This window comes from Paenarthrobacter sp. PAE-2 (assembly GCF_026013155.1).
Taxonomy (GTDB): Bacteria; Actinomycetota; Actinomycetes; order Actinomycetales; family Micrococcaceae; genus Arthrobacter; species Arthrobacter ureafaciens.
This window is the reverse complement of the sequence record NZ_JAPDNV010000003.1, coordinates 64,734-84,821: the sequence shown is the minus strand read 5'-3', so window position 1 is coordinate 84,821 and position 20,088 is coordinate 64,734. Positions and strand designations below refer to the sequence as shown.

Genomic DNA, 20,088 nt, shown 5'->3' with positions numbered 1-20,088 from the left:
AAGGTTTCACGATGACTGAACCCACCATGCTCTCCAAGGAAGTACAGATCCTTGAGAGCCAAACCCCGGGGGCCGCCAAAGGCCCCCGGGGCAGGGCCCTGAGCCTCTCACCTTGGGCCGACTACGCCCTTCGCCGCGCCGGCGGCGTCCTCCTCTCCGTCGCCCTGCTCGTCGTCGTGACCTTCTTCATGGTTCCGCTCATCCCGGGCGACCCGGCAGTTGCAGTAGCCGGCGCTGACGCCACCACCGAACAGATCGAGGCGATCCGGAACAACCTCGGACTCAACGATCCCCTCTACGTGCAGTTCATCAACTACGTCGGCGGCCTCCTCACCGGTGACCTCGGCGAATCATTCGCCTACAGCACCTCCGTGTCCCAGATCATCGCCACCAAGCTGCCGTTCACCGCCGAAATCGCCCTGCTCGGAATCATCCTGGTGCTGGTGGTTTCGGTTCCGGCGGGCATGCTGGTGGGAATCCTCACCCGCGGAGGACGGAACAAATGGCTCGACGTTTCCTTCGGGATGCTGACAGCCTTCTTCCAAGCTGTACCCCAGTACGTGGTATCCACCATGCTCGTTGTGGTTTTCGCCATCATCCTCAAGGTGCTGCCCGCCGCGGGCGCCGCCTCACTCAGCGCACTCATCCTTCCCGTTGTTGGCTTGTCCATAGCCCCCATCTGCTCCATTGCCCGAGTGGTTCGCCGCGAGACGGCAACTGTCCTGGAGCAGGACTACCTGCGGACCGGACGTGGCTGGCGGCTTCCGGCGCTGCGGCTCTATGCCCGGCACGCCTTGCCCAACCTGCTCACCACGGCCCTGACCCTGGCTGGACTCATCCTCGCCGGCATGTTGGGCGGGGCCATCATCGTAGAGAACGTCTTCAACTGGCCCGGCCTCGGACGGGAGATCGTCACGGCGATCGTGAACAAGGACTACCCGGTCATCCAAGGGATCATCCTGGTACTGGGTTTTCTGGCGATCCTGCTCAACTTGCTGGTCGACGTGATCCTCGGCCTCATCGACCCCCGTACGCTGGGAGGCAAATCCAATGGCTGAGACAGCTCCGCGCCACAGGTTCCGTTGGACCACCGGCCTGATCATCGGCATCGTGCTCATGACTGTCATGGTGCTCACCGCCCTCATTGCACCGTTGTTCCTCAGCGAGGCTGCCGAGAAGCTGACGCCCCAAGCGTCCCAAGGCCCCAGTGCCGAGCATTGGTTGGGAACTGATGACTTCGGCCGCGACGTCCTCGCCCGGTCCTTGGTGGCCGCCAGGTTGACCCTGCTCATGACCGCGGCAACCACGGCCATTGCCGTCGTCGCCGGCATCGCGGTGGGTACCGCAGTCTGGCTCGCACCGCGCCGCATCCGTACGGCGGTCCTCCGGGTGCTCGAAGCTGCCGTGGCCTACCCGAGCCTCATCTTCTCCCTGCTGATCGCGGCCATCCTGGGCCAGGGCACCTGGTCGGCCGTACTGGCCATTTCCATCGCGAGTATCCCGGCCTTCGCACGCTTGACGGCGAACATGGCGGCCTCAATATCCCAGCGCAACTACGTCTCCACGGCCAGGTTGCTTGGTGTATCAGGGCCGCACATCATCACCCGCCACCTTCTGCCGAACATGGCCGAACCCCTCCTGGTCCTGACGGCTACGGTGTTCGCCACTACCCTGATCGACCTGTCCAGCCTGTCCTTCATTGGCCTCGGCGTGCAGAACCCCGAGTACGACTTCGGCCGGCTCCTCAACGAAGCCTTGGTCAACATCTACTCCCAACCGCTGCAGGCAGTGATGCCGTCCATCATGATCACCATCACCGGACTCTCCGCGATGCTCATCGGTGACGGTCTCGCCGCAGCCACCGATCCCCGCGGCGGCCGCAAGTTCGGCAGCCTCCGCAAGGCATCCGAGGTACCCGCCTCCCTGCGGGCCGACGCCGAAGCGCTGGTTGAGGTGGACAACCTCACTGTCACCACGCCGTCGGGCATTCCGTTGGTGAAGGGCGTATCGCTCAGTATCCACCCGGGCGAAGTGGTCGGGCTGGTAGGCGAGTCCGGCTCCGGCAAATCGTTGACGGCCATGTCCATCGCCGGGCTGCTACCCGAAGAGCTGGGGGTCAACGCGAAGACCATGCGCTTGGGGGAGCTCAACCTGCTCAAGAAGAACAACCCCCGCGAGCTCGCCACCTCCATCGGACTCGTGTACCAGGATCCGGGAACCAGCTTCAATCCGGCCCTTCGCATCGGCTCGCAGCTGACCGAAGTGAGCCGTGTGCACCTGGGGCAATCCAAGCAAACCGCCGTTGCGCGGATGGTCAAGGCGCTGGCCGATATCCGGATCACGCAGCCGGAGAAGCGCATGAAGCAGCACCCGCATGAACTCTCTGGCGGCATGCTGCAGCGGGCCATGATCGCCTCCACGCTGGTAACAGACCCGCGCCTGATCATCGCCGATGAACCCACCACGGCTCTTGACGTGACCGTCCAGGCTGATGTGCTCCGTCAGTTCCGGACCATCAACCGCGAGATGGGCACCGCAATGCTGTTCATCTCCCACGACATCGGTGTAGTCCAGGCACTGTGCGACAAGGTCATTGTGATGAACGGCGGCAAAATCCTGGAACGCCTCACGGGCGAGGAACTGGCTGCCGGCAAGGTCAAGCATCCGTACACCAAGGCCCTTCTCGCCGCGACACCGTCGATCGCCGAGCGCAAGGCCGAACTGGTGACCGTCAAGGCAACGGACTTCGAAATGGACGAAATTTACGACGACGAACCAGCCGCCGGCAGCAGGGTCGAGGAGGCAGCACAATGAGCGCACAAGCAGTGTTGGAACTGCAGGATGTCAGGGTCACCTTCGGTTCCGGGCGGTCAGCCGCAACCGTACTGAAGGGTGTCAGTGCGAGCATTCCCCAAGGGAACACCTTGGGAATCGTGGGGGAGTCCGGCTCGGGCAAGTCCACCATGGCCAAGGCGATCGTCGGGCTGGTGAAACCCAGCGGCGGCACCATCTCCTTCGACGGACGCGATGTCACTGCGATGTCCGGTGCAGACCGCCGCCGGATGCGACGTATGGTCCAGATGGTTCCGCAGGATCCCTATTCCTCCTTGAACCCGCGGAGGACCATCGGACAAACCTTGGCCGAGGCTATTGATCCGTTGCGGGCCAATCCCAAGGAGCATCGCGAGAAGATCTCGTACTGGCTCTCCACCATCCGGCTCGATCCGGACGTGGCCGAACGCTACCCCCACGAGTTCTCCGGAGGGCAACGGCAGCGCATCGCCATAGCCCGGGCACTGGCTGTCCAGCCGAAGCTCATCATCGCAGACGAGATCACCTCCGCGCTCGATCTCTCCGTTCAAGCCGAGATCCTGAACCTGATAGGGCGGCTTCGTAAGGAACTGGACCTGACAATGGCCTTCATCTCCCATGACTTGGACGTGGTGCACCACGTCAGTGACCAGATCCTGGTGCTGTTCCACGGGGAAGTCGTTGAACACGGGGACGTCGATGCCGTCTACGGCAACCCCCGGCATCCCTACACCCGTCGCTTGATCGACTCCGTTCCGGGCGGGCCGGGCTTTGATATCGGCGAACGGCGCGTGGCGGCAGCATAGGAAAAATCCAATCCGGGAAGGCCCTTGGGCGCCAGCCAATCCATGCAGGGGCTGGCGCCAGGGGCTCGGCTGGTGCCTTGACGATCACCTGTTCACTTGGTGTTGGCGGGGCCGAACGTTGCGCCGCCATCGGTGGACACCACGACCTCATCAATGGTGGCCGCCCACAAGGACGGAGTGCCGCTTGGTCCGCTCCCTGCGGCGATGGCCTGGACCTCGGACGCGACGCGGCCTTTCCTGGTCCAGGTAACACCGGCGTCGGCGGAGTGGTACGTGGTTCCGTCCGGAGCCACGCCGAAGGCGTCGGTGGGGTCCGCGAACGCGGCGAACTGGATCACTGGTCCGTCGGGGACCGCTTTCCAGGTCTTCCCGCCGTCGGTGGATCGCTGGATCCCGTTCTCGGTGGTGGCCAGCACCGTGTCAGAGTCGGCATGTCCGGCCAGGACGGCAGGGGCGAAGCCGGCAGCAGCGACCTCCCAGGCTTTACCGTCAGCACTTCCGCGCAACTGGCCGTCGTAGCCGACAATTCCGGACTTGGTGACCGTCAGGGCGTGGAAGTCTGATTCGCCTTGCCGGGAGAGTGCTTCCCAGGTCTTCCCGCCGTCGGTGGATTTCATCAATCCCAGCGGATCCGGCAGGGACGACCCGGGCCCGGGATGGCCGGAGGCGTAGAAGACGTTACCGGCGCCGACGGTGAAACCCATGAGGTCGTTCGTGTCACCGATCTTGGTCGCGGGGGTAACAGTAACGTCAAACAAACCCTCGTGGGTGGCGAGCAGGACCTGGCCGGACGCACTGTTGACGGCCAGCGCGTGCACGTGGTTGCCGGGCAGCGCGTTGTCCGTCATCCCATGTGAAGACTCTGCAGGGCCGGAAGACGGAGAGGGCTGGGTGCAGGCAGCCGTGGCAGGAAGGAAGGCGAGGAGTGCGGCGACTCCTGCCGCCCGGTATAACGACGGTTTGGCTAAAGGCATGGGAAGCTCCAGGGCTCGATGGCGGGGATGAGTCAAAGACGGAGGGGAGTGCCGGCGCTTCCAAGGCCGGCACTCCGCTGGCTGCTAAAGGACGGCGCCGGCCGCTAGAGGCTGGCCAGCAGTTGCTCCATCTCCTTGATCTCTGCCTCCTGCGCGGTGATGATCTCCTTGGCCAACTTCACGGCATCGGTGTTCTTCCCGTCGCGGGTTTCCGTCTCCGCCATCGCCACGGCACCGCGGTGGTGGGCAATCATCTGCGACAGGAACAGTTTGGCAGCCTCGGTACCCTGGGCTGCGTCGAGCTTGGCCATGTCATCGTCACTCATCATGCCGTCCATGCTGTGGCCCGAGGGCATCATCGTGGACTCGTTCCAGCCTTTCAACCAACCGGTCATTGTCTCGATTTCCGGGCCTTGGGCATCCTTGATACGGGTTGCCAACGCGCTCACCTGGGCAGGGATGTCCTGCTTGGCGAGGATCATCCCGCTCATCTCCACGGCTTGGGCGTGGTGGGGGATCATTGCCTGCGCGAACATCGCGTCGGCCGCGTTATGGTCCTCGGCGCTCGCGGGCGCGGATTGCGCGGGGGCGCTGGAGGAGCCCATATTTCCATGGTCCATCCCGGGCATGGACGTCCCCGACGAACCGGGGGTTCCGGTGCTGCATCCTGCGAGTGCCAGGGAAGCGACAAGGGCAACAGCGGAGAGGGGCAAAAGCTTTTTGGTTTTCACAGAACAGTCCTTCAAGCGGGTATTCGTGAACGCCGACGCGCTCACGGCAAAGCGGGATATGTGGACGCCGGGCCGGTAAGCCCGGGCCGCCGAGGGGGCGGCGCAAGACAGAGTGGCCCCTGGGTGAGCGGGGCGCAGGCCGGTGCCTATGTTCTGCTGATCGACAGTTCGCCCGGGGAAGGACTTCCGGGCAGGTAGGACCATAGCGTGCTGGAACCTGTAGCGACAGGCCGGAATGAGGACGGCACCGTCGTGGAGGTGTCCGGGAGCGGGGCTGCCAGGACGCTGGTGGCGGTTGAGGGGACGCAGGAGACGCCCATCGCATGCTCCGTGGAGCAGTTCCCCGAGCAGGCGCATTGTGCCAGTCCACCCGCGGCCGGACCCACGGCCGGACCGGCGTCGGCCTGCGCATCAGTGATGCCCGCCCCTCCGCCGTGGGGGTCGTGGGCGGCGGTGCCATGGTCCACCGTTTCAACGGATATGACCGTTGTTGTTGCTGCGGTGGTCATGGTGTGTTGGGTGTGCAGACCGGTCATGACGTGCATCCCCAACACGCCGGCGATCAATGCCATGACTGTCACCAGCAGCCCGATGTTAAGGAAGGTCCCGGTCATGGTCCGACGTGCCTGCATGACTGTCTCCTTCCTTTCGTGCGGGTTGCATGGCTTCTTGTGCTTCCAGCCTATCGGCCCCCGGCCCCGCCCCGATCCGTGGGGCGGGGCGCCCGGTGCGTGGTTGGTTTAACGAACCTGGGAGGGGTTCAGTTTCACCCGTCGGAGAAGCTGGGCGTTCAGGGCCACGACGATCGTGGACGCAGACATGAGCACTGCCCCGGCTGCCGGGGACAACACGACCCCCGCGAAGGCCAGAACGCCGGCAGCCAATGGCACGGCGATGATGTTGTAACCGGTGGCCCAGATGAGGTTCTGCCACATCTTGGTATAGCTGGTCCGGGACAGATCAACCATGGACAGCACGGCACGGGGATCGTTGCCGGCCAGGATGACTCCGGCCGATTCCATGGCGACGTCGGTGCCGGCGCCGATGGCGATGCCGACTTCGGCCCGGGCCAGGGCGGGGGAGTCGTTCACCCCGTCACCGACCATCGCAACTTTCAGCCCGCGGTCCTGCACTTGCGCGACCTTCTTGTCCTTGTCGGCCGGGAGGACCTCGGCGAAGACCTCGTCGATGCCAAGCTCGGCTCCCACAGCATCCGCAACCTGGCGGGCGTCACCGGTGATCAGAGCCACCTTGATGCCCCGGGCCTGCAGGGCCTTCACTGCTTGCCGTGACTCCGGACGGATCGCATCTTCCAGGCTCACCGCTCCGAGGATCCGGTCACCCTCTACGACGTGCAGCACCGCAGCGCCACGTCCGGCCCATTGCCTGGTGGTGGCGGCCATGGCGTCGGTTTCGGTCAGGTCGAGTTCGCGGAGCAGGGCCGGCCCGCCGACCTGCACTGTGCGGCCATCGATCATCGCCCTCACTCCGCGGCCGGTCATTGAGGAAAATCCGGTCGCGGTTGGCAGGTCCAGGCCTTGGTGGTGCGCGGCGCGGACGATGGCCCGGGCGACGGGGTGTTCACTGTCGGATTCCACGGCTGCGGCCACTGCCAGCAGTTCCCGGGGCGTGGTGCCGTCGACGGCGGTGATGTCTTTGAGCTCAGGTTCGCCTTTGGTCAGGGTGCCGGTCTTATCGAACAGGACGACGTCGACGGTGCGCATCCGTTCAAGGGCCATCCGGTTCTTGATCAGCACCCCGACCCGGGCGGCTTGTTCGGTGGATATGGCGATGACCAAAGGGATGGCCAGGCCCAGTGCGTGAGGGCAGGCGATGACGAGCACTGTGACAGTGCGGGTCACGGCTTCGGGCAGGCTGCCGAGCAGGATCCAGGCGATGAAGGTGACGACGCCGGCGATCGTGGCGAAGTAGAACAAGAACGCCGCCGCCCTGTCGGCCAGGGCCTGGGCTTTGGAGGAGGAAGCCTGCGCTTCCGCGACCAGCCGCTGGATACCCGCCAGGGCTGTGTCCTCTCCGACGGCGGTGATGCGCACCCGGACGGTGTTGTCCGTGGCGACTGTGCCGGCAACCACGGGGTCTCCGGGCCCTCGGGCGACGGTCTTGGACTCGCCGGTGATCATGGATTCGTCGAACTCGGCCTGCCCCTCCACGATCGTCCCGTCCGCGGGCATCCGGGCGCCGGAGCGGACCAGCACTACATCCCCTGGAGCGAGGTCGGTGACGGGGACTGTTTCCGTGCCGTTGGGGGTGACGCGTTCTGCTTCATCAGGCAGTAAAGCGGCCAGGGCATCCAGGGCACCTTGGGCCGAACCAAGGGCGCGCATCTCGATCCAGTGCCCCAGCAGCATGATGGCGACCAGCAGTGCCAGTTCCCACCAGAAGTCCAGATCGAAGTTCCCGATCCGCAGGCTGGTGGCCCACGAGGCGATGAACGCGACGCTGATTGCCATGGCAATCAGCAGCATCATGCCCGGCTTCCTGGATTTCAGCTCACTGAGTCCTCCTTTGAGGAACGGCATGCCGCCGTAGAAGAAGATCACGGTGCCCAGCGCTGGTGGGATCCAGGCCGAGCCCGGAAACTCCGGCGGCATGTAGCCGAGCAGGTGGGCGAACATCGGGCTGAAGAACACCACCGGGACGGACAATGCCAGGGTCAACCAGAACCGGTCCTTGAACATCGCCGTACTGTGCCCGGCATGCTGCCCATGGCTGTGCACCATATGGTCGTCGTCCGCAGCGTGGCCGTGGTGCTGTTTGTGCTGGTCGCCGTGCATTTCAGGGCTGTGCCCGGCGTGGTGGGTGGGGTCCGGTTCGGGTTCCCTGACCGGTGAGTGCGGGTGGTGGTGGGTGTGCTCTGTCATGGCGTGGTCCTCCAGTAACGGCCGCTTCAACGCCACAAGAGGCGGCACTGGCCGTTGGTGTATGGACTAGCGGTTGTTGGTGAGGCTGTAGCCGGCGGACGCCACAGCGTCCCGGACAGCGGAGGGCCCGGCAGGCCCGGTGACGACCAGGCGGGAGACCCCGCCCGGGACCAGCACGACCGTGGCGGACCCGACGCCGTCGACGTCCCGTACGGCGCGTTCAACGCGGTCCGCACAGCTGCCGCAGGTCAGGCCTTCGACGCCGTACTCAACACCTTGGGCGGTGGAGGCGGGGGATTCGAATCCGTTGGTGGAACAGCAACCGCAACCTGAGGAGGACTTTGCGATGAGGGGCAGTTCGGTACGTGGTGGTGTTTGCATGCCAGTTTCCATTTCTTAGCAGATGAGCGATGGATGCTGGGGATGAACGGCTGTGAAAGAGGGCGGACCCTCCGGGACATACCACTTCACTGACAACACCATTAACATACCCCTAGGGGGTATAAGAGGCAATGCCGGGCGCGCATGAGCTAGGTCACTTCAAGGGCCCCCATCATTCCCAAATCTTCGTGGTCCAAGATGTGGCAGTGATAGACGGACCGCCCGCTGAAGTCCTTGAACGCCACCCTGACCTTCACCCGCCCGTTGGCGGGTACATTGACCACGTCTTGCCAGATCACATCGTCCACGGACTGACCGTTCTCCTCGATGATCTGCATGGGCCAGACATGGAGGTGGAACGGGTGATCCATGGGACTGGCGTTGCTCAGCGTCCATTCCTCCACGGATCCGGAAGCCACCCTGGTGTCTATCCGGCCTTCATTGAACTCCCTGCCATTGATCGTGAAGCGCATCATGCCCATGCCCATGCCCATGCCCATGCCTCTGCCCATGCCGGCGGCCAGTACGATCCGCCGGCGTGCCGCCACCGCCGCTGACCGCAGGTCTTCAGGCACGTCTTGGATGGGCACCGTCGGAAGTGGCGGGACCGGTTCGCCGGCCACGCGGAGAGTTGCCAGTGCCGTACCGTCCGGCTGGTCGGCCGGGCCTCGTTCTCCGGGCATCTGCCCCATCATCCCCGGCATACTTCCCCGGTCCTGGTAGAGCGCGCGCAGTACCGATCCGCCGTCGTAAGTCACAAGAAGGTCAGCGCGGTTTCCTGGGGTCAGGAGAACTTCATTGACCGGCTTGGGCGCCGGGAACCGGCCGGAGTCCATGCCCAGCAGTTGCATTTGCTGACCGTCCAGCCGCAACCGGAGGTAGCGGGCCACGCAGGTGTTGACGATGCGCCACCTTTCGCGCTGGCCCGGGCGGGCATCGAAGTGCGGGTTACTTTGACCGTTGACAAGGAGCAGTTCACCCTGCCGGCCCATCATCCGTTCCATCATGGGCACTTGTGCAACGTTCCCTTGCCCATCAAGGGTGGTGTCCGAAATAAGCAGCACCCGCTCCAGGGCTGACTCAATCGGTTTCCGGTCTTCGACGATGATTGCTCCGAAGAGTCCTGCGAAGATCTGGTCGGCTACCATGCCGTGATGGTGGGGGTGATACCAATAAACGCCCGGGGGATGGTCCGCAGGGAGTTTGTAGCCATAGGAAAAGGCGTCGCCGGGGTTCACCGAAACAAAAACGTTGTCGCCGTTGCCCTCGGGTGAAACGTGGAGCCCGTGCACATGCAGGTTGGTGGCTTGGGCAAGCTTATTGACGAGTTCCACGCGGAGCACATCGCCTGGAAACAAACGAAGCGTTGGGCCGGGAATGCCGCCGTTATAGCCCAGCGCCGTGGCTTGCCGTCCTCCCAACACCATCGGTCCTGGTGCTGCTTGGAGGCGGACCTGCAACTGGCCGTTCGTGCTCCGCACTTCCGCGGGCTGGACCAGTTCGCCGCCCGTCCCGGCCGTCGTCCGCGGGGCCAGGGTCCAGGCCAACCCGCCCCCGCCGGCCGCAGTTGCCGCTATGCCCACCCCGCCAAGGAGCAACGCCCGACGGCGACTGAGCGGCTTCATTACGGGCCCTCATCAAGCACTTTGAGATGTTCGCGGTACTGGTCTGCCGTGAGTTCTCCTCTGGCAAAGCGCTCATCGAGGATCCGGCGGGCCGTGCTCCGTCCCGTAGGCGGGATGCTCCCCGGCATCTGTGGGTCGGCGGGTCCGTGTCCGCCAAAGAGCTTGACTGCCAGAAGTACCAGAATCGCGACGCCGACCAGCAGCAGGGGGACCCACAGCCACATCCACATCATGCCTTGTCCGTAACCCCACATCATGACCGGTCCTTCCGCTTTGGAGGTTTACTCCAGTCATAGCGCGGAGCCATGGCGGGTGGTAGGGTCCGAGGTCCCGGCGAGGCCAGGATGATAATTGACGCGGCTCAGCCCACGCCCCAGGGGTTTTCGGATCCTCAGCTGTTCTTGCTGCGGTCCTGAGTGAGGAAAGTCTGCAACGCTTCGACCACCAGCTCATGGTCGTCTTGCTGTGGCAGCCCGGACACTGTGGCTATGGCAACCACTCCTGTTCCGTCGACATGAATCGGGACCGCTCCGCCGTGGGACGCATAAAGCCGTTCGTCGAACCAGCCGTTGTCCTCAAGCCTTCGCCCGCCCCGCCGTCCCTTGAGCCCAACCAGGAGGGAGGGTTCCAGATAGCGCTGGGCTGTCCTGCTCTTGCGCTCTATCCATACGTCGTTATCAGGTGTGGCCCCCGGCAGGGAGGCATGGAACAGGATGTGCTGCTCCCGTCGGATGTCGATGGCCACCGGAAGTGCCCGGGTTGTGGCCAGGTCAACGAGCAGCAGACCCAGTGCCAAAGCATCCGATTGGTCGAACCCGCCAAGACGCAGCGTTAGTGCCTGGGTTTCCAACCGCTTGATGAGAGCGTCCAGGGCCTGTTCGGACTGCTCGCCAAAGTAATCGGGGTCGAAGGGAGCCGTTGCGTCGTGCGTGGCGGGGGATGGGGTGGAGTTCATGGGCGGTCCCTTGCTATGTGTGACGGGGGCTAAGTGTGAGGGCGCCGCTGCTGCCTGGTTAGGCGGACAGTGTTCGGGGGCGCCAGGTGGCTGTGGAAGACCTGATCTTCAGTTGTGGTTCGATGAGGGTGACCTGGGCAGGGGCGTCGGCGTTTCCTTCGGACAGACGGGCCATCAGCATTTCAGTGCCTTTGGAACCCACCTCTCCGGGGAAGCCCGCCACTGACGTCATGGGCGGGACCTGGGCAGCTGCGATCCGGGTGTCGTCGAAGGATGCAACGGCGATGTCCCTCCCCGGTTCCAGGCCGCGGCGGCGCATCTCGTCGTAAACCCCCTGCGCGACGACGTCGCTGTAGACCACCACCGCGTCGGGCAGGTTACCGCGGTCGAAGAGCCGGCCGAGGGCGGCGGCTCCGCCCTCCGGTGTGACCGGGCTACGGAGTTCTTCGCTGCTCCACAGCTGCACGCCATGGGCCTCGAGGGCGATCCGCAGGCCCTTTTCCCGTTCCCTGTACGACGGCGCAGGCCGGCCACCCACGAAGGCCACCGTCTTGCTCCCAAGAGCCGCGAGATGCTCTCCCACCATCCCCGCGCCCTTGACGTTGTCGCTGCCTACGTAGTCGAAGCCGGGGAAGTGGCGGGCCAGCAAAACGACGGGAATGTTGGCTGCAGTCACCTGTTTGGCCAGGCGTTCCCGGTCGGTGTCCAGGGCGGGAAGTATGAGCAGGCCGTCAACTTGGCGTTCAATCATGGAGGCGACGATCTCGTGTTGCCGGTCTTCGAGGTCCCGGCTGTAGCCGATGAAGATCGTGTAACCGGCATCATGGGTGATCTGGTCCACGGCCATGGCAAGTTCTGCGAAGTAGGGGTTGATGATCTCGGTGACGATCAGGCCCAGGGTCATTGTCCGGCTTTGCCGCAGGTTGGCCGCCTGCCTGTTGTACACGTAGCCGAGCTCATTCATGGCCTGCCGGACTTTCTCGGCCGTGGACTCGGGGATCCGCGAGCTGCCACGGACGACGAGCGACGCTGTGGAACGGGAGACGCCCGCGGCCTTGCTTACGTCTTCAAGGGTGATGCGGGGTGCCATGGTTTGTTCCTGCCCGTAAAGTCGAAAGGTGGAGACTGGAATCTCCACCTTTCGACTTTATCAATCCGGGGTGGGGTCTTCGCGGACGTGGAACAGCGGGTTACCGGCCGTTCTCCACCTCCACGGCGTCCCGGGGGTCTTCCAGGCTTCGACCTGCCGTTTCCGGGGTAAAGAACGTCGCGATAATGGTGATTACCGTAAGCAGCGACAGATACCCGGCGATGGGCAGCCATGCTCCGGTGCCGGCGTGGGGGACGGCGGAACCGCCCTCTGCGGTGACAACCAGGGACATCAGCCACGCGCCCACCATCGGCGCGATGCCGCCGGCGATGACAGCGGAACCTTCCCGTGCCACCGAGACGCCCAAGTAGCGCTGGCGGGAGCCGAAGAGCTCGCACATCAGCGCGCTTTGAGAACCAAACATGCCCCAGGTGCCGACGCCCAGGCCCAAGGACACGACGACGATAGTGAGCACGGTGTCACCAAAGCTGAGCGCGTACCAGACCGGGAAGGCCGCGGCCAGCTGGAAAATCGCGAAACCGCGGTAAACCCGGACACGCCCGTACCGGTCGGTGAGCCATCCGGCCAGCGGAACGACGGCGGCACCAACTGCTGCGGCGAAGACCAGGGAGAGCGCACCGATGGGTCCCTTGATCCCGATGGCGGCGCTGGATACGTAAGCTACGGCGAGGGCCTGGTAGATCGAGGACCCGCCGTTTTCGGCCATCCGGAGCCCGATGCCCACCAGCACCGTCTTGCCTGAACGCTTGACGAGGGTGCGCAGCGGCTTCTCGGTGATCTGTTCGTGTGGTTCCAGCTGCGCGAACGTCGGCGACTCCTTCAAACGGAGCCGGATGTAGATCGCGACGCCGAGGATAAGCACACTGGCCAGGAACGGTACGCGCCAGAGCCAGGTGTCGGTGATCATCACGCTCTGGTTGGTGTTCAGCAGCAGGAAGTAGACCAGCGCCGCAGCCACTGTTCCCAGCTGGACTCCAAGGAAGGGCAGCGCGGCGATAAACCCGCGCCGGCGAACTGGAGCGTACTCGGTCATCAGGATGGAAGCGCCGGCCATTTCCGCTCCGGCGCCAAGCCCCTGCATGAGGCGCAGGAAAACCAGGAGGATCGGCGCCAGGAGGCCGACGCCGCCGTCGTACCAGTCTCCTCGTGAGCCGTTGTAGGTCGGGAGGACGCCTATCAGGGTGCTGGCGCCACCCATGAGCAGGACAGTGGCGAGCAGGACGAACTTGCGGCCGAGACGGTCGCCCAGCCGGCCGAAGATGATGCCGCCCAGGGGGCGGACAGCGAATCCCAGGAAGTATGTGCCGAAGCTGAGGATCAACCCGGTGGCGGGGTTGCTCCCGGGGAAGAAAAGGGGGCTGAAGATGATGGCTGAGGCCAGGCTGTACAGCGCAAAGTCGTAGTACTCCAGTGCGCTGCCGAGGGAACTGGCCCAAGCGGCCCTTGTCAGGTCGCGGGTGGAGACATGATGCGCGGCGGGGGCGAGTGTTTGTTCTTGGTGGGAGGTCACGGTTGTCCTGTCCTGTGAGGAAGGGGATTCTTGCTTGCTGCCCGGTTTCCGCGTGAGGTCATGCCGTCGGCCAGGATGGTGTCAGCGACACGCAGGGCGTTGGCGGCGATGGTCAGGGCGGGGTTGAGGGCTGCCGAAGAGGGGAAGAAGGAGCTGTCAACAACCCAAAGGTTGTCCAGGTCATGGGCGCGGCAGTCCGGGGCGAGGACACTCGTGGCGGGGTCATGGCCGGCGACTGCTGTGCCGCATTGGTGGGAGTTGGTTTCAATCCCCATGCGTTGGGTCAGGATCACGGGGTATCCGGCCTTCCGTACTGCCCTCTTGACGCGCCGGACCAGCTCCTTGTGGGGAGCGAGGTTGTTGGGTTCCCACCACAGATGGATCTTTCCGTCGCTGACGCTGACGCCGTTCTCCCGGCGTGGCAGGTCTTCGGTGGTGAGGTAGATGTCGATGCTGCGGTCCGACATCAGTTTCAGGAGGATTTCAGGCGCCCACGGGCGGGCCATCTTGAGCATGCTGGACCTCAGTTTTCCCAGCATCTGGAGGTTTCCGAGCGGGTACCGGGTAGTGGGGCCTGCCTCGTACCAATCATTGAGGCCAAGGGTCTTCTGCCACAGCGTGCGGTTGATCCTGAGGGGATTGATGCCAATGAAGAAGGTGCTGTTGTGCACCATGTAGTTCCGGCCGACCAGCCCGGAGGAGTTGGCGAGCCCGCGGGGGTTGTCCTTGGTGGCTGACCTCAGCAGCAGGGCAGCTGAGTTAACTGCGCCGGCGGCGAGGATGAACTTGTCCGCCTCGATGCGGATGATCCTTCCGTTGTTCTCGGCGAGTGCCGCAACTATGGTGCGGCCATCGCCTCCCGGAATAAGCCTGGTCACCGTGGTCCCGGTCATGAGCCGCACACCCGCAGCTATTGCGGGGTCGACGGCGATCTTTTCGGCGTCCGCTTTCAGCCCCGCCTCGTTGGGCGCACCGTCGCTGGTTGCGCACAGGGCCCGCTTTTCGGGGGTGTCGGCGTCCAAACCGTTGGCCATCCGAAACGGATGCAGGCCCTGCCGGCGGAATGATTCGGCCAAATCCCGGATGGCCGGTTCATGGTCCAGTGCGGGGTGGGGGTAGGCCTCGGAGTGCGGCGGCTCCGTGGGATCTTCGTCCACCTGCCCGCGGACCTGGAAGAGCTTCTCAGCGCGGGTGTAGTAGGGCTCCAGGTCGGCGTAGGTGAACGGCCATGCCGGGGAGACCCCGTCCGCGTGCCGGACTTCTTCGAAGTCGCTGGCCCGGAACCGGGGAAGGCACGCGCCATAGACTTTCGTGTTGCCGCCCACCCAGTAGTAGACGCCGGGCTTGAATCCCGCCCCTGTGCGGCCGTTGTACCACGTGTCCGCATTCTTGTAGCGGCCTTTGAGGTAAACCTCCTCCAGGTCCGAGTTTTGCGGTTCGGTGGGGAGCCGGTTCCCGCGTTCGATGACCAGTACGTCCGCCCCGGAGTCCTTAAGGGCGTAGGCCATGGTGCCGCCGCCCATGCCTGAGCCGATGATCGCGACGTCGGTACGGATCACTTCGTCCGCGGTGATGGGCTCGTCGAAAGCCTGGGGCAGCGGTGCCTCGTCAATTGTTGCGTGTGCCATATCGCTCACGAGCTCCTGTGTTCGTTCCTAGCGGCGGGGCGCGTCGGGTGCGTCGACCCAACGGGTGCTCCGCGTCCCGACCTGGAGCTGGATCGTCTTCAGCTCACTGAACTCGGCCAGCGCCTGGCGGCCCAGTTCGCGTCCGATTCCGCTCTGTCCGTAGCCACCGAAAGGTACTTCCGGGTAACCATCCATCCACCGGTTCACCCAGACCGTCCCTGCCCGCAGGTCCCGGGCCGCGGGCAGTGCTTCATTAATGTCGTTGCTCCAGATACCTGCCGACAGGCCGAACGAGGTCGAGTTGGCGATGCTGATGGCTTCCTCGAGGGTGTCGAAAGGCAGGACTGACAGCACCGGACCGAAGATCTCGTCGGTGGCGATGGACATGGTGGCGGTGACATCGGTGAAGACTGTCGGCTGGTAGAACCGGCCGCCGTCGAGCCCTGTGTCGAGGAGACCGCCGCCGGTCAGCAAGTGCGCTCCTGCTTCGCGGCCCTCGGCGACGTAGCGTTCGACGACGGCGAGTTGCGCGTCATTGACCAGGGAACCGACCAGGGTTTCGGACTTGAGCGGGTCTCCAACGCGCATGTGGCGGGCGCGCTCCACCACGGCTGCTGCGAATTCGTCAGCGATGGAGCGATGCACGATCAGGCGGCTGCCGGAGTTGCAGCACTGTCCGACGTTGAAGTACCCGCCGAAGACACCGGCGTCCACGGCGGCGTTGAAGTCGGCGTTGGCCGTGATGATCTGGGGGTTCTTGCCGCCCAGCTCCAGTTCGACCTTCTTCAGGTCGCGGCCGGCGATGGAGGCGATCGACTTTCCAACACCGGTGGAGCCGGTGAAGCTGATCATGTCGATACCGGGATGTTCAGCGATTGCTGAACCGACCACACGGTTGCCGGTGACGACGTTGACGACGCCTGCAGGGAAGCCGGCCTCCCGGACCAACTGCCCCAGCATGACGGTGGTGGCCGAGGTGCTTTCGCTGGGCTTGATGACCGCCGTGTTGCCGGCGGCCAGCGCGAAAGGCAACTTCTGGCTGATGATGAGGAGCGGGAAGTTCCAGGGGGTGATCATGCCAATCACGCCGATGGGTTCGTGGACGACGAGGGCCAGGGTGTCCGGTCCCAGGGCATTGTGCGCATCGCCTTGGGTGTTGCGGGCCAGGCTGGCGGCGTACTCCCACAATTCGGCGGTGCTGGCTACCTCGTTGCGGGATTGGGTGATTGGCTTGCCGGTTTCGAGGGTTTCGGCCAGTGCGAGCTGTTCGGCGTCCCGGCGGATCAGGTCAGCAACCTTCAGCAGCAGTTTCGAGCGCTGGGCGCCGGTCGACTGGCGCCAGCCGTGGTCCAGGGCCCGGCGGGCGGAGGTGACTGCGCGGTCTACGTCTTCCGCGGTGCCCTTCGGGAATGAGGTGACTTCGACCTCGTGGGCGGGGCTGAGGCGGGTGAAGGTCTCGCCGGAGCTGGCCCGGGCGTCCTCCCCGTCGATAATCATGGGGCGGTAAGTGGGCTCCACGTCCGCGAGGGTGTAGTTCTTGGTTTCCATGTCGGTACGTCCTTAAATCCGTGTTGTTCTAGTTGTCGGTGAACCGGGCAGTGCGCTTCCCGCGGAACGCTGCAACGCCTTCGGCGAGGTCCGCGGTTGCCGCGGCAAGGCCGCCGGCCAGGGCTTCGAGCACCCTGGAGGGCGCGCCGTCGGCCGCAGCGTCGATGAGCTGCTTTCCGAGCTGCACCGCCACGGGGGCGCCGGCGAGCAGTTCGCCCGAGAGGCCGGCAACGGCGTCTTCGAGCGCGGAACGTGGGGCCGCAGCGGTAGCCAGGCCCCAGGCGACTGCTTCGTCGCCGGTGAGCTGCCGACGGGTCAGGACCAGCTCCTTGGCACGTGCCCTGCCGGCCAGTTCCGTGACCCGTTCGGTGCCGCCCCATCCCGGGACGGTGCCCAGTCCGGTTTCGGGGAGGGCGACCTTCGCTTCCCGGGCAATGACGCGGAAGTCGCAGGCCAAGGCCAGTTCCAGGCCGCCGCCGAAGGCAAGGCCGTCGACGACGGCGATGCTCGGCTGCCGCAGGCCGGCGAGGGCATCGAAGGCCCTGTGCCCGGTGGCAATCCAGTCCCGCCACATGCCTGCAGCGGAAAGGTCGGCGAAGTGGTTGATGTCGGCGCCGACGCAGAAGACCTTCTCCCCGGCGGTGCGGACGAGGACCAAGCGGGCCGTGGAGGCGTCCACGTCGCGTACGGCCGCTTCGAGCTCGTTCAGCAGCTGCAGTGTGAGCGCGTTCAGCTTGGTGGCCCGGTCGATCAGGATCGTGGCCGTATGCCCGTCGGGGGAGTATTGGACAGTGACCGTGCCGAGGTTCTGTGCCGTTGTTGCCGGGGCGCTCATGACTGGACCTTCCGCGTGCCGCCGAGTTCTCCGGCGAGGTGTTCGGCTGCGCGCATCACCACGGCCCAGATCGTCAGGGTCGGGTTGATCCCGGGGCAGCTGGGGAAAGCGGCACCGGAGTACATGAAGAGGTTGGGGGTGTCGTGCACGGCGAGGTGCTCGTTGAGGACCGTCCCTGCGGGGTCGTGGCCGAACCGGGCACCGCCCAGGTCATGGCTGGATCCCACTCCGGTGAAGTAGGGGCCCTGCCAGGTCTTCGTGGCTCCCATGTCCTTCAGGAGTCCGGTGGCTTTGTCAGCCATCCAGGAAGCCAGCCGGCGCTCGTTCTCACGCAGCCGGTAAGTTACCCGTACCAAGGGCATGCCCAGGCCGGAAGAATCGCGGTGGCGGGGGTCGACGTCGATCCTGTGGGAGGCGTAGGGCAGTGCGTCCGGCTGGATACGGATGACGCCTTGCTGGGACCACAGCTTGAGGTGGTCCCGGTACTTCGCGCCCCAACGGGGAACGTCCGGCGGCAAGGTTTCGCGGGCGATCTGGAGGGGTAGTGCCTGCTGTTCGGCGCCCAGGGTCGCTCCGCCGATGAAGCCGTGGTCCAGGGACCGGAAATCAGGGGAGAGGAAGTCGTCCAGGACCACGCCTTGGGCTGCGGGACCGGTGTGCCGGTTGAATTCCGTACCGGGGAAGAGGGCATCGACGTGGCCGAACATTTTGGTCATGTAGTGCATGCCGAGCTGTCCGGTGTTGTTGCCGAGGCCGTCCTGATGACGTGAATCCGCGGACAGGTACATCAGGCGCAGGTTCTCGTAGGTGTAGGCGGAGAGGATGACGGCGCGTGCGTACTGGCGGCGTACCCGGCCCAAGGGGTCGACCCATTCGACGCCGCGGGCGGCGCCGGCCTCATCGGTGATGATGCGGGTGACCCGGGAGTGCGTGCGGAGTTCAAAGTTTCCGGTGGCAATGGCAGCGGGAACGGGGCCGAGGCCAGGGTGCCAGCGGTCACCGCGGAAGGACCCGAGTCCGTTGTTCCAGGCACTGTACCCGGTGGCGGGGTGCCCGCCGTAGGACTCCGTGGTGAATCCCACCGGCACAGGGTGCGGGTGGAGCCCCGCGGCGCGGGTGGCGGCGGTGAACTTGTTGCCGAGGATAAACGGCCGGGTGGCCGGCAAAGGCAGCGGCTTGCTGCGCTTGATGAACGGGTTGGACTCGTCACCGGCGATCCCGATCAGGTGTTCGAGTTTGGTGTAGAAGGGTTCAAGATCCTCGTAGCTGACGGGCCAGTCCGCCAAAGTGCAGTCCTCAGGCAGCGCATTCGGCCCGTAGAGGGCGTCGTAGTGGCTCTTGGGCGCAAACTGCCACGCGTGGAAGCGCCGGAGCCAGGACCCGTAATGCCCTGCCGATCCGCCGACGCCGTTGACCATGCGGCCAAGCGAGAAGGTCGCCTCCCGGGTGTCCTCGTCGTCGGCGTTTTCGCGCCAGCGCGGGGTTTCCTGCTGAAACTTCGGGCCAAGGCCACCTCGCGTGTAGTAGGCGTGTTCCAGTTCATCGGGAAGGAATTCATCCAGCGGACGGAACGGGCCCGCTTCGAGGCCAACCACGCTGAGCCCTGCCTCGGCGAACACCTGCGCGCTGAGTCCACCCATGGCGCCCACACCCACCAGCAAGACATCAACCTCGTCGGTCATCTGCGGGTTGACGGCATTCTCGTAGCCGAGTTGCTTGAGCTTGTGCCCTTCGGCGTCGCGCGGAATTTCCTGCATCGCGTCGGAGAGCGTCTTGATAACGCCGCCCTTGGTGACGTGTTCGGGGCTGAGGTTCTCCTCGGCAGAGTTCTCCAGCCACACCCCGGGGTGATTGAGGAACTTCCAGCCGATGGCGTCCTTGTTGCCGCCGTGGGCCGGATCGGCAAAGAGGCCTTCCTGGGTGTGGGCGACCACCAGTCCGAAGAGTTCGCGCTGTTCCTTCACCGGCAGCTGGTCGGTCAATTCGCCCTGTTCCAGGAGGGCCAGCACATCCGCGCGCTCATCCAGGCTCAGGGTTGCGAAGTTGCGTCCGTGTTTGTCCTCGGCGAACCGGTCCAGTGCGCCGAAGAGCCACTGGTACTTGGGCAGTTCCTTCCGTCCATAGCCTTCGAGCGTGAGGTCAAGGTATTCGGTGACGCCGGCTTCCCGGACGTCCGGGCTGTGCCCGTCGGAGGGGAACATCGCCTCGAACATGGCATCGGCGAGTTCGGTCTCGTAGGGGGTAAGAATGCGGAAGCTTCTCATCGCGGTTGGTCCTTTCAGGTTTCGCCG

General features: G+C 64.8%; 17 protein-coding genes. 3 read left to right on the top strand and 14 right to left on the bottom strand.

The features are described from left to right. The first annotated feature begins 11 nt into the window (after positions 1-11). The 3 genes from OCL88_RS02495 to OCL88_RS02485 are packed head-to-tail and all read left to right on the top strand — an operon-like array spanning position 12 to position 3,617. The gene (locus OCL88_RS02495) at positions 12-1,058 is read left to right on the top strand and encodes an ABC transporter permease (protein WP_236593511.1); all 1,047 of its coding nucleotides are present in this window, start codon (positions 12-14) and stop codon (positions 1,056-1,058) included. Further along, positions 1,051-2,814, top strand: a complete 1,764-nt coding sequence (locus tag OCL88_RS02490; RefSeq protein WP_264961502.1) for a dipeptide/oligopeptide/nickel ABC transporter permease/ATP-binding protein — start codon at positions 1,051-1,053, stop codon at positions 2,812-2,814. The genes OCL88_RS02495 and OCL88_RS02490 overlap by 8 nt, the downstream gene beginning before the upstream one ends. Then, a complete protein-coding gene (locus OCL88_RS02485; RefSeq protein ID WP_264961501.1) occupies positions 2,811-3,617 on the top strand; it encodes an ABC transporter ATP-binding protein in 807 nt (268 codons plus the stop codon). The genes OCL88_RS02490 and OCL88_RS02485 overlap by 4 nt, the downstream gene beginning before the upstream one ends. Positions 3,618-3,709: 92 nt before the next feature. Here OCL88_RS02485 and OCL88_RS02480 read toward each other — a convergent pair whose 3' ends face one another. The 14 genes from OCL88_RS02480 to OCL88_RS02415 form a co-directional block, all read right to left on the bottom strand. Beyond that, positions 3,710-4,591, bottom strand: coding sequence for a F510_1955 family glycosylhydrolase (locus tag OCL88_RS02480; RefSeq protein ID WP_264961500.1), 882 nt, complete (start codon positions 4,589-4,591; stop codon positions 3,710-3,712). A 104-nt stretch (positions 4,592-4,695) separates the two neighbouring features. Beyond that, positions 4,696-5,322, bottom strand: coding sequence for a DUF305 domain-containing protein (locus tag OCL88_RS02475; RefSeq protein WP_264961499.1), 627 nt, complete (start codon positions 5,320-5,322; stop codon positions 4,696-4,698). Between the two features lie 146 nt (positions 5,323-5,468). Continuing rightward, on the bottom strand, positions 5,469-5,954 hold the full coding sequence (locus OCL88_RS02470; RefSeq protein ID WP_264961498.1) for a hypothetical protein: 486 nt from the start codon (positions 5,952-5,954) through the stop codon (positions 5,469-5,471). A 108-nt stretch (positions 5,955-6,062) separates the two neighbouring features. Beyond that, a complete protein-coding gene (locus OCL88_RS02465) occupies positions 6,063-8,204 on the bottom strand; it encodes a copper-translocating P-type ATPase (protein WP_264961497.1) in 2,142 nt (713 codons plus the stop codon). A gap of 66 nt (positions 8,205-8,270) precedes the next feature. Then, on the bottom strand, positions 8,271-8,585 hold the full coding sequence (locus tag OCL88_RS02460; protein WP_264961496.1) for a heavy-metal-associated domain-containing protein: 315 nt from the start codon (positions 8,583-8,585) through the stop codon (positions 8,271-8,273). A gap of 149 nt (positions 8,586-8,734) precedes the next feature. After that, positions 8,735-10,210 carry a multicopper oxidase family protein gene (locus OCL88_RS02455; RefSeq protein WP_264961495.1) on the bottom strand — a complete coding sequence of 492 codons (1,476 nt, stop codon included), beginning with the start codon at positions 10,208-10,210 and terminating at the stop codon, positions 8,735-8,737. Next, positions 10,210-10,467, bottom strand: a complete 258-nt coding sequence (locus tag OCL88_RS02450) for an SHOCT domain-containing protein (RefSeq protein ID WP_201434758.1) — start codon at positions 10,465-10,467, stop codon at positions 10,210-10,212. The genes OCL88_RS02455 and OCL88_RS02450 overlap by 1 nt, the downstream gene beginning before the upstream one ends. Before the next feature lie 134 nt (positions 10,468-10,601). After that, complete coding sequence (locus OCL88_RS02445) at positions 10,602-11,165, bottom strand: heme-degrading domain-containing protein (RefSeq protein ID WP_264961494.1); 564 nt, start codon at positions 11,163-11,165, stop codon at positions 10,602-10,604. Between the two features lie 58 nt (positions 11,166-11,223). Next, positions 11,224-12,255: a LacI family DNA-binding transcriptional regulator gene (locus tag OCL88_RS02440; protein ID WP_069696430.1), complete on the bottom strand. Its 1,032-nt coding sequence runs from the start codon at positions 12,253-12,255 to the stop codon at positions 11,224-11,226. 100 nt (positions 12,256-12,355) lie between these two features. Continuing rightward, entirely contained in the window at positions 12,356-13,786 is a 1,431-nt protein-coding gene (locus tag OCL88_RS02435) for an MFS transporter (protein WP_264961493.1), read from the bottom strand. Then, complete coding sequence (locus OCL88_RS02430) at positions 13,783-15,414, bottom strand: GMC oxidoreductase (protein WP_264961492.1); 1,632 nt, start codon at positions 15,412-15,414, stop codon at positions 13,783-13,785. Before OCL88_RS02430 ends, OCL88_RS02435 begins: the two co-directional genes overlap by 4 nt. Positions 15,415-15,441: 27 nt before the next feature. Beyond that, the gene (locus tag OCL88_RS02425; protein ID WP_264961491.1) at positions 15,442-16,962 is read right to left on the bottom strand and encodes an aldehyde dehydrogenase family protein; all 1,521 of its coding nucleotides are present in this window, start codon (positions 16,960-16,962) and stop codon (positions 15,442-15,444) included. A 28-nt stretch (positions 16,963-16,990) separates the two neighbouring features. Then, positions 16,991-17,797, bottom strand: a complete 807-nt coding sequence (locus tag OCL88_RS02420) for an enoyl-CoA hydratase/isomerase family protein (protein ID WP_264961490.1) — start codon at positions 17,795-17,797, stop codon at positions 16,991-16,993. Then, positions 17,794-20,061, bottom strand: a complete 2,268-nt coding sequence (locus tag OCL88_RS02415) for a GMC family oxidoreductase (RefSeq protein ID WP_264961489.1) — start codon at positions 20,059-20,061, stop codon at positions 17,794-17,796. The genes OCL88_RS02420 and OCL88_RS02415 overlap by 4 nt, the downstream gene beginning before the upstream one ends. Positions 20,062-20,088 lie beyond the last annotated feature (27 nt).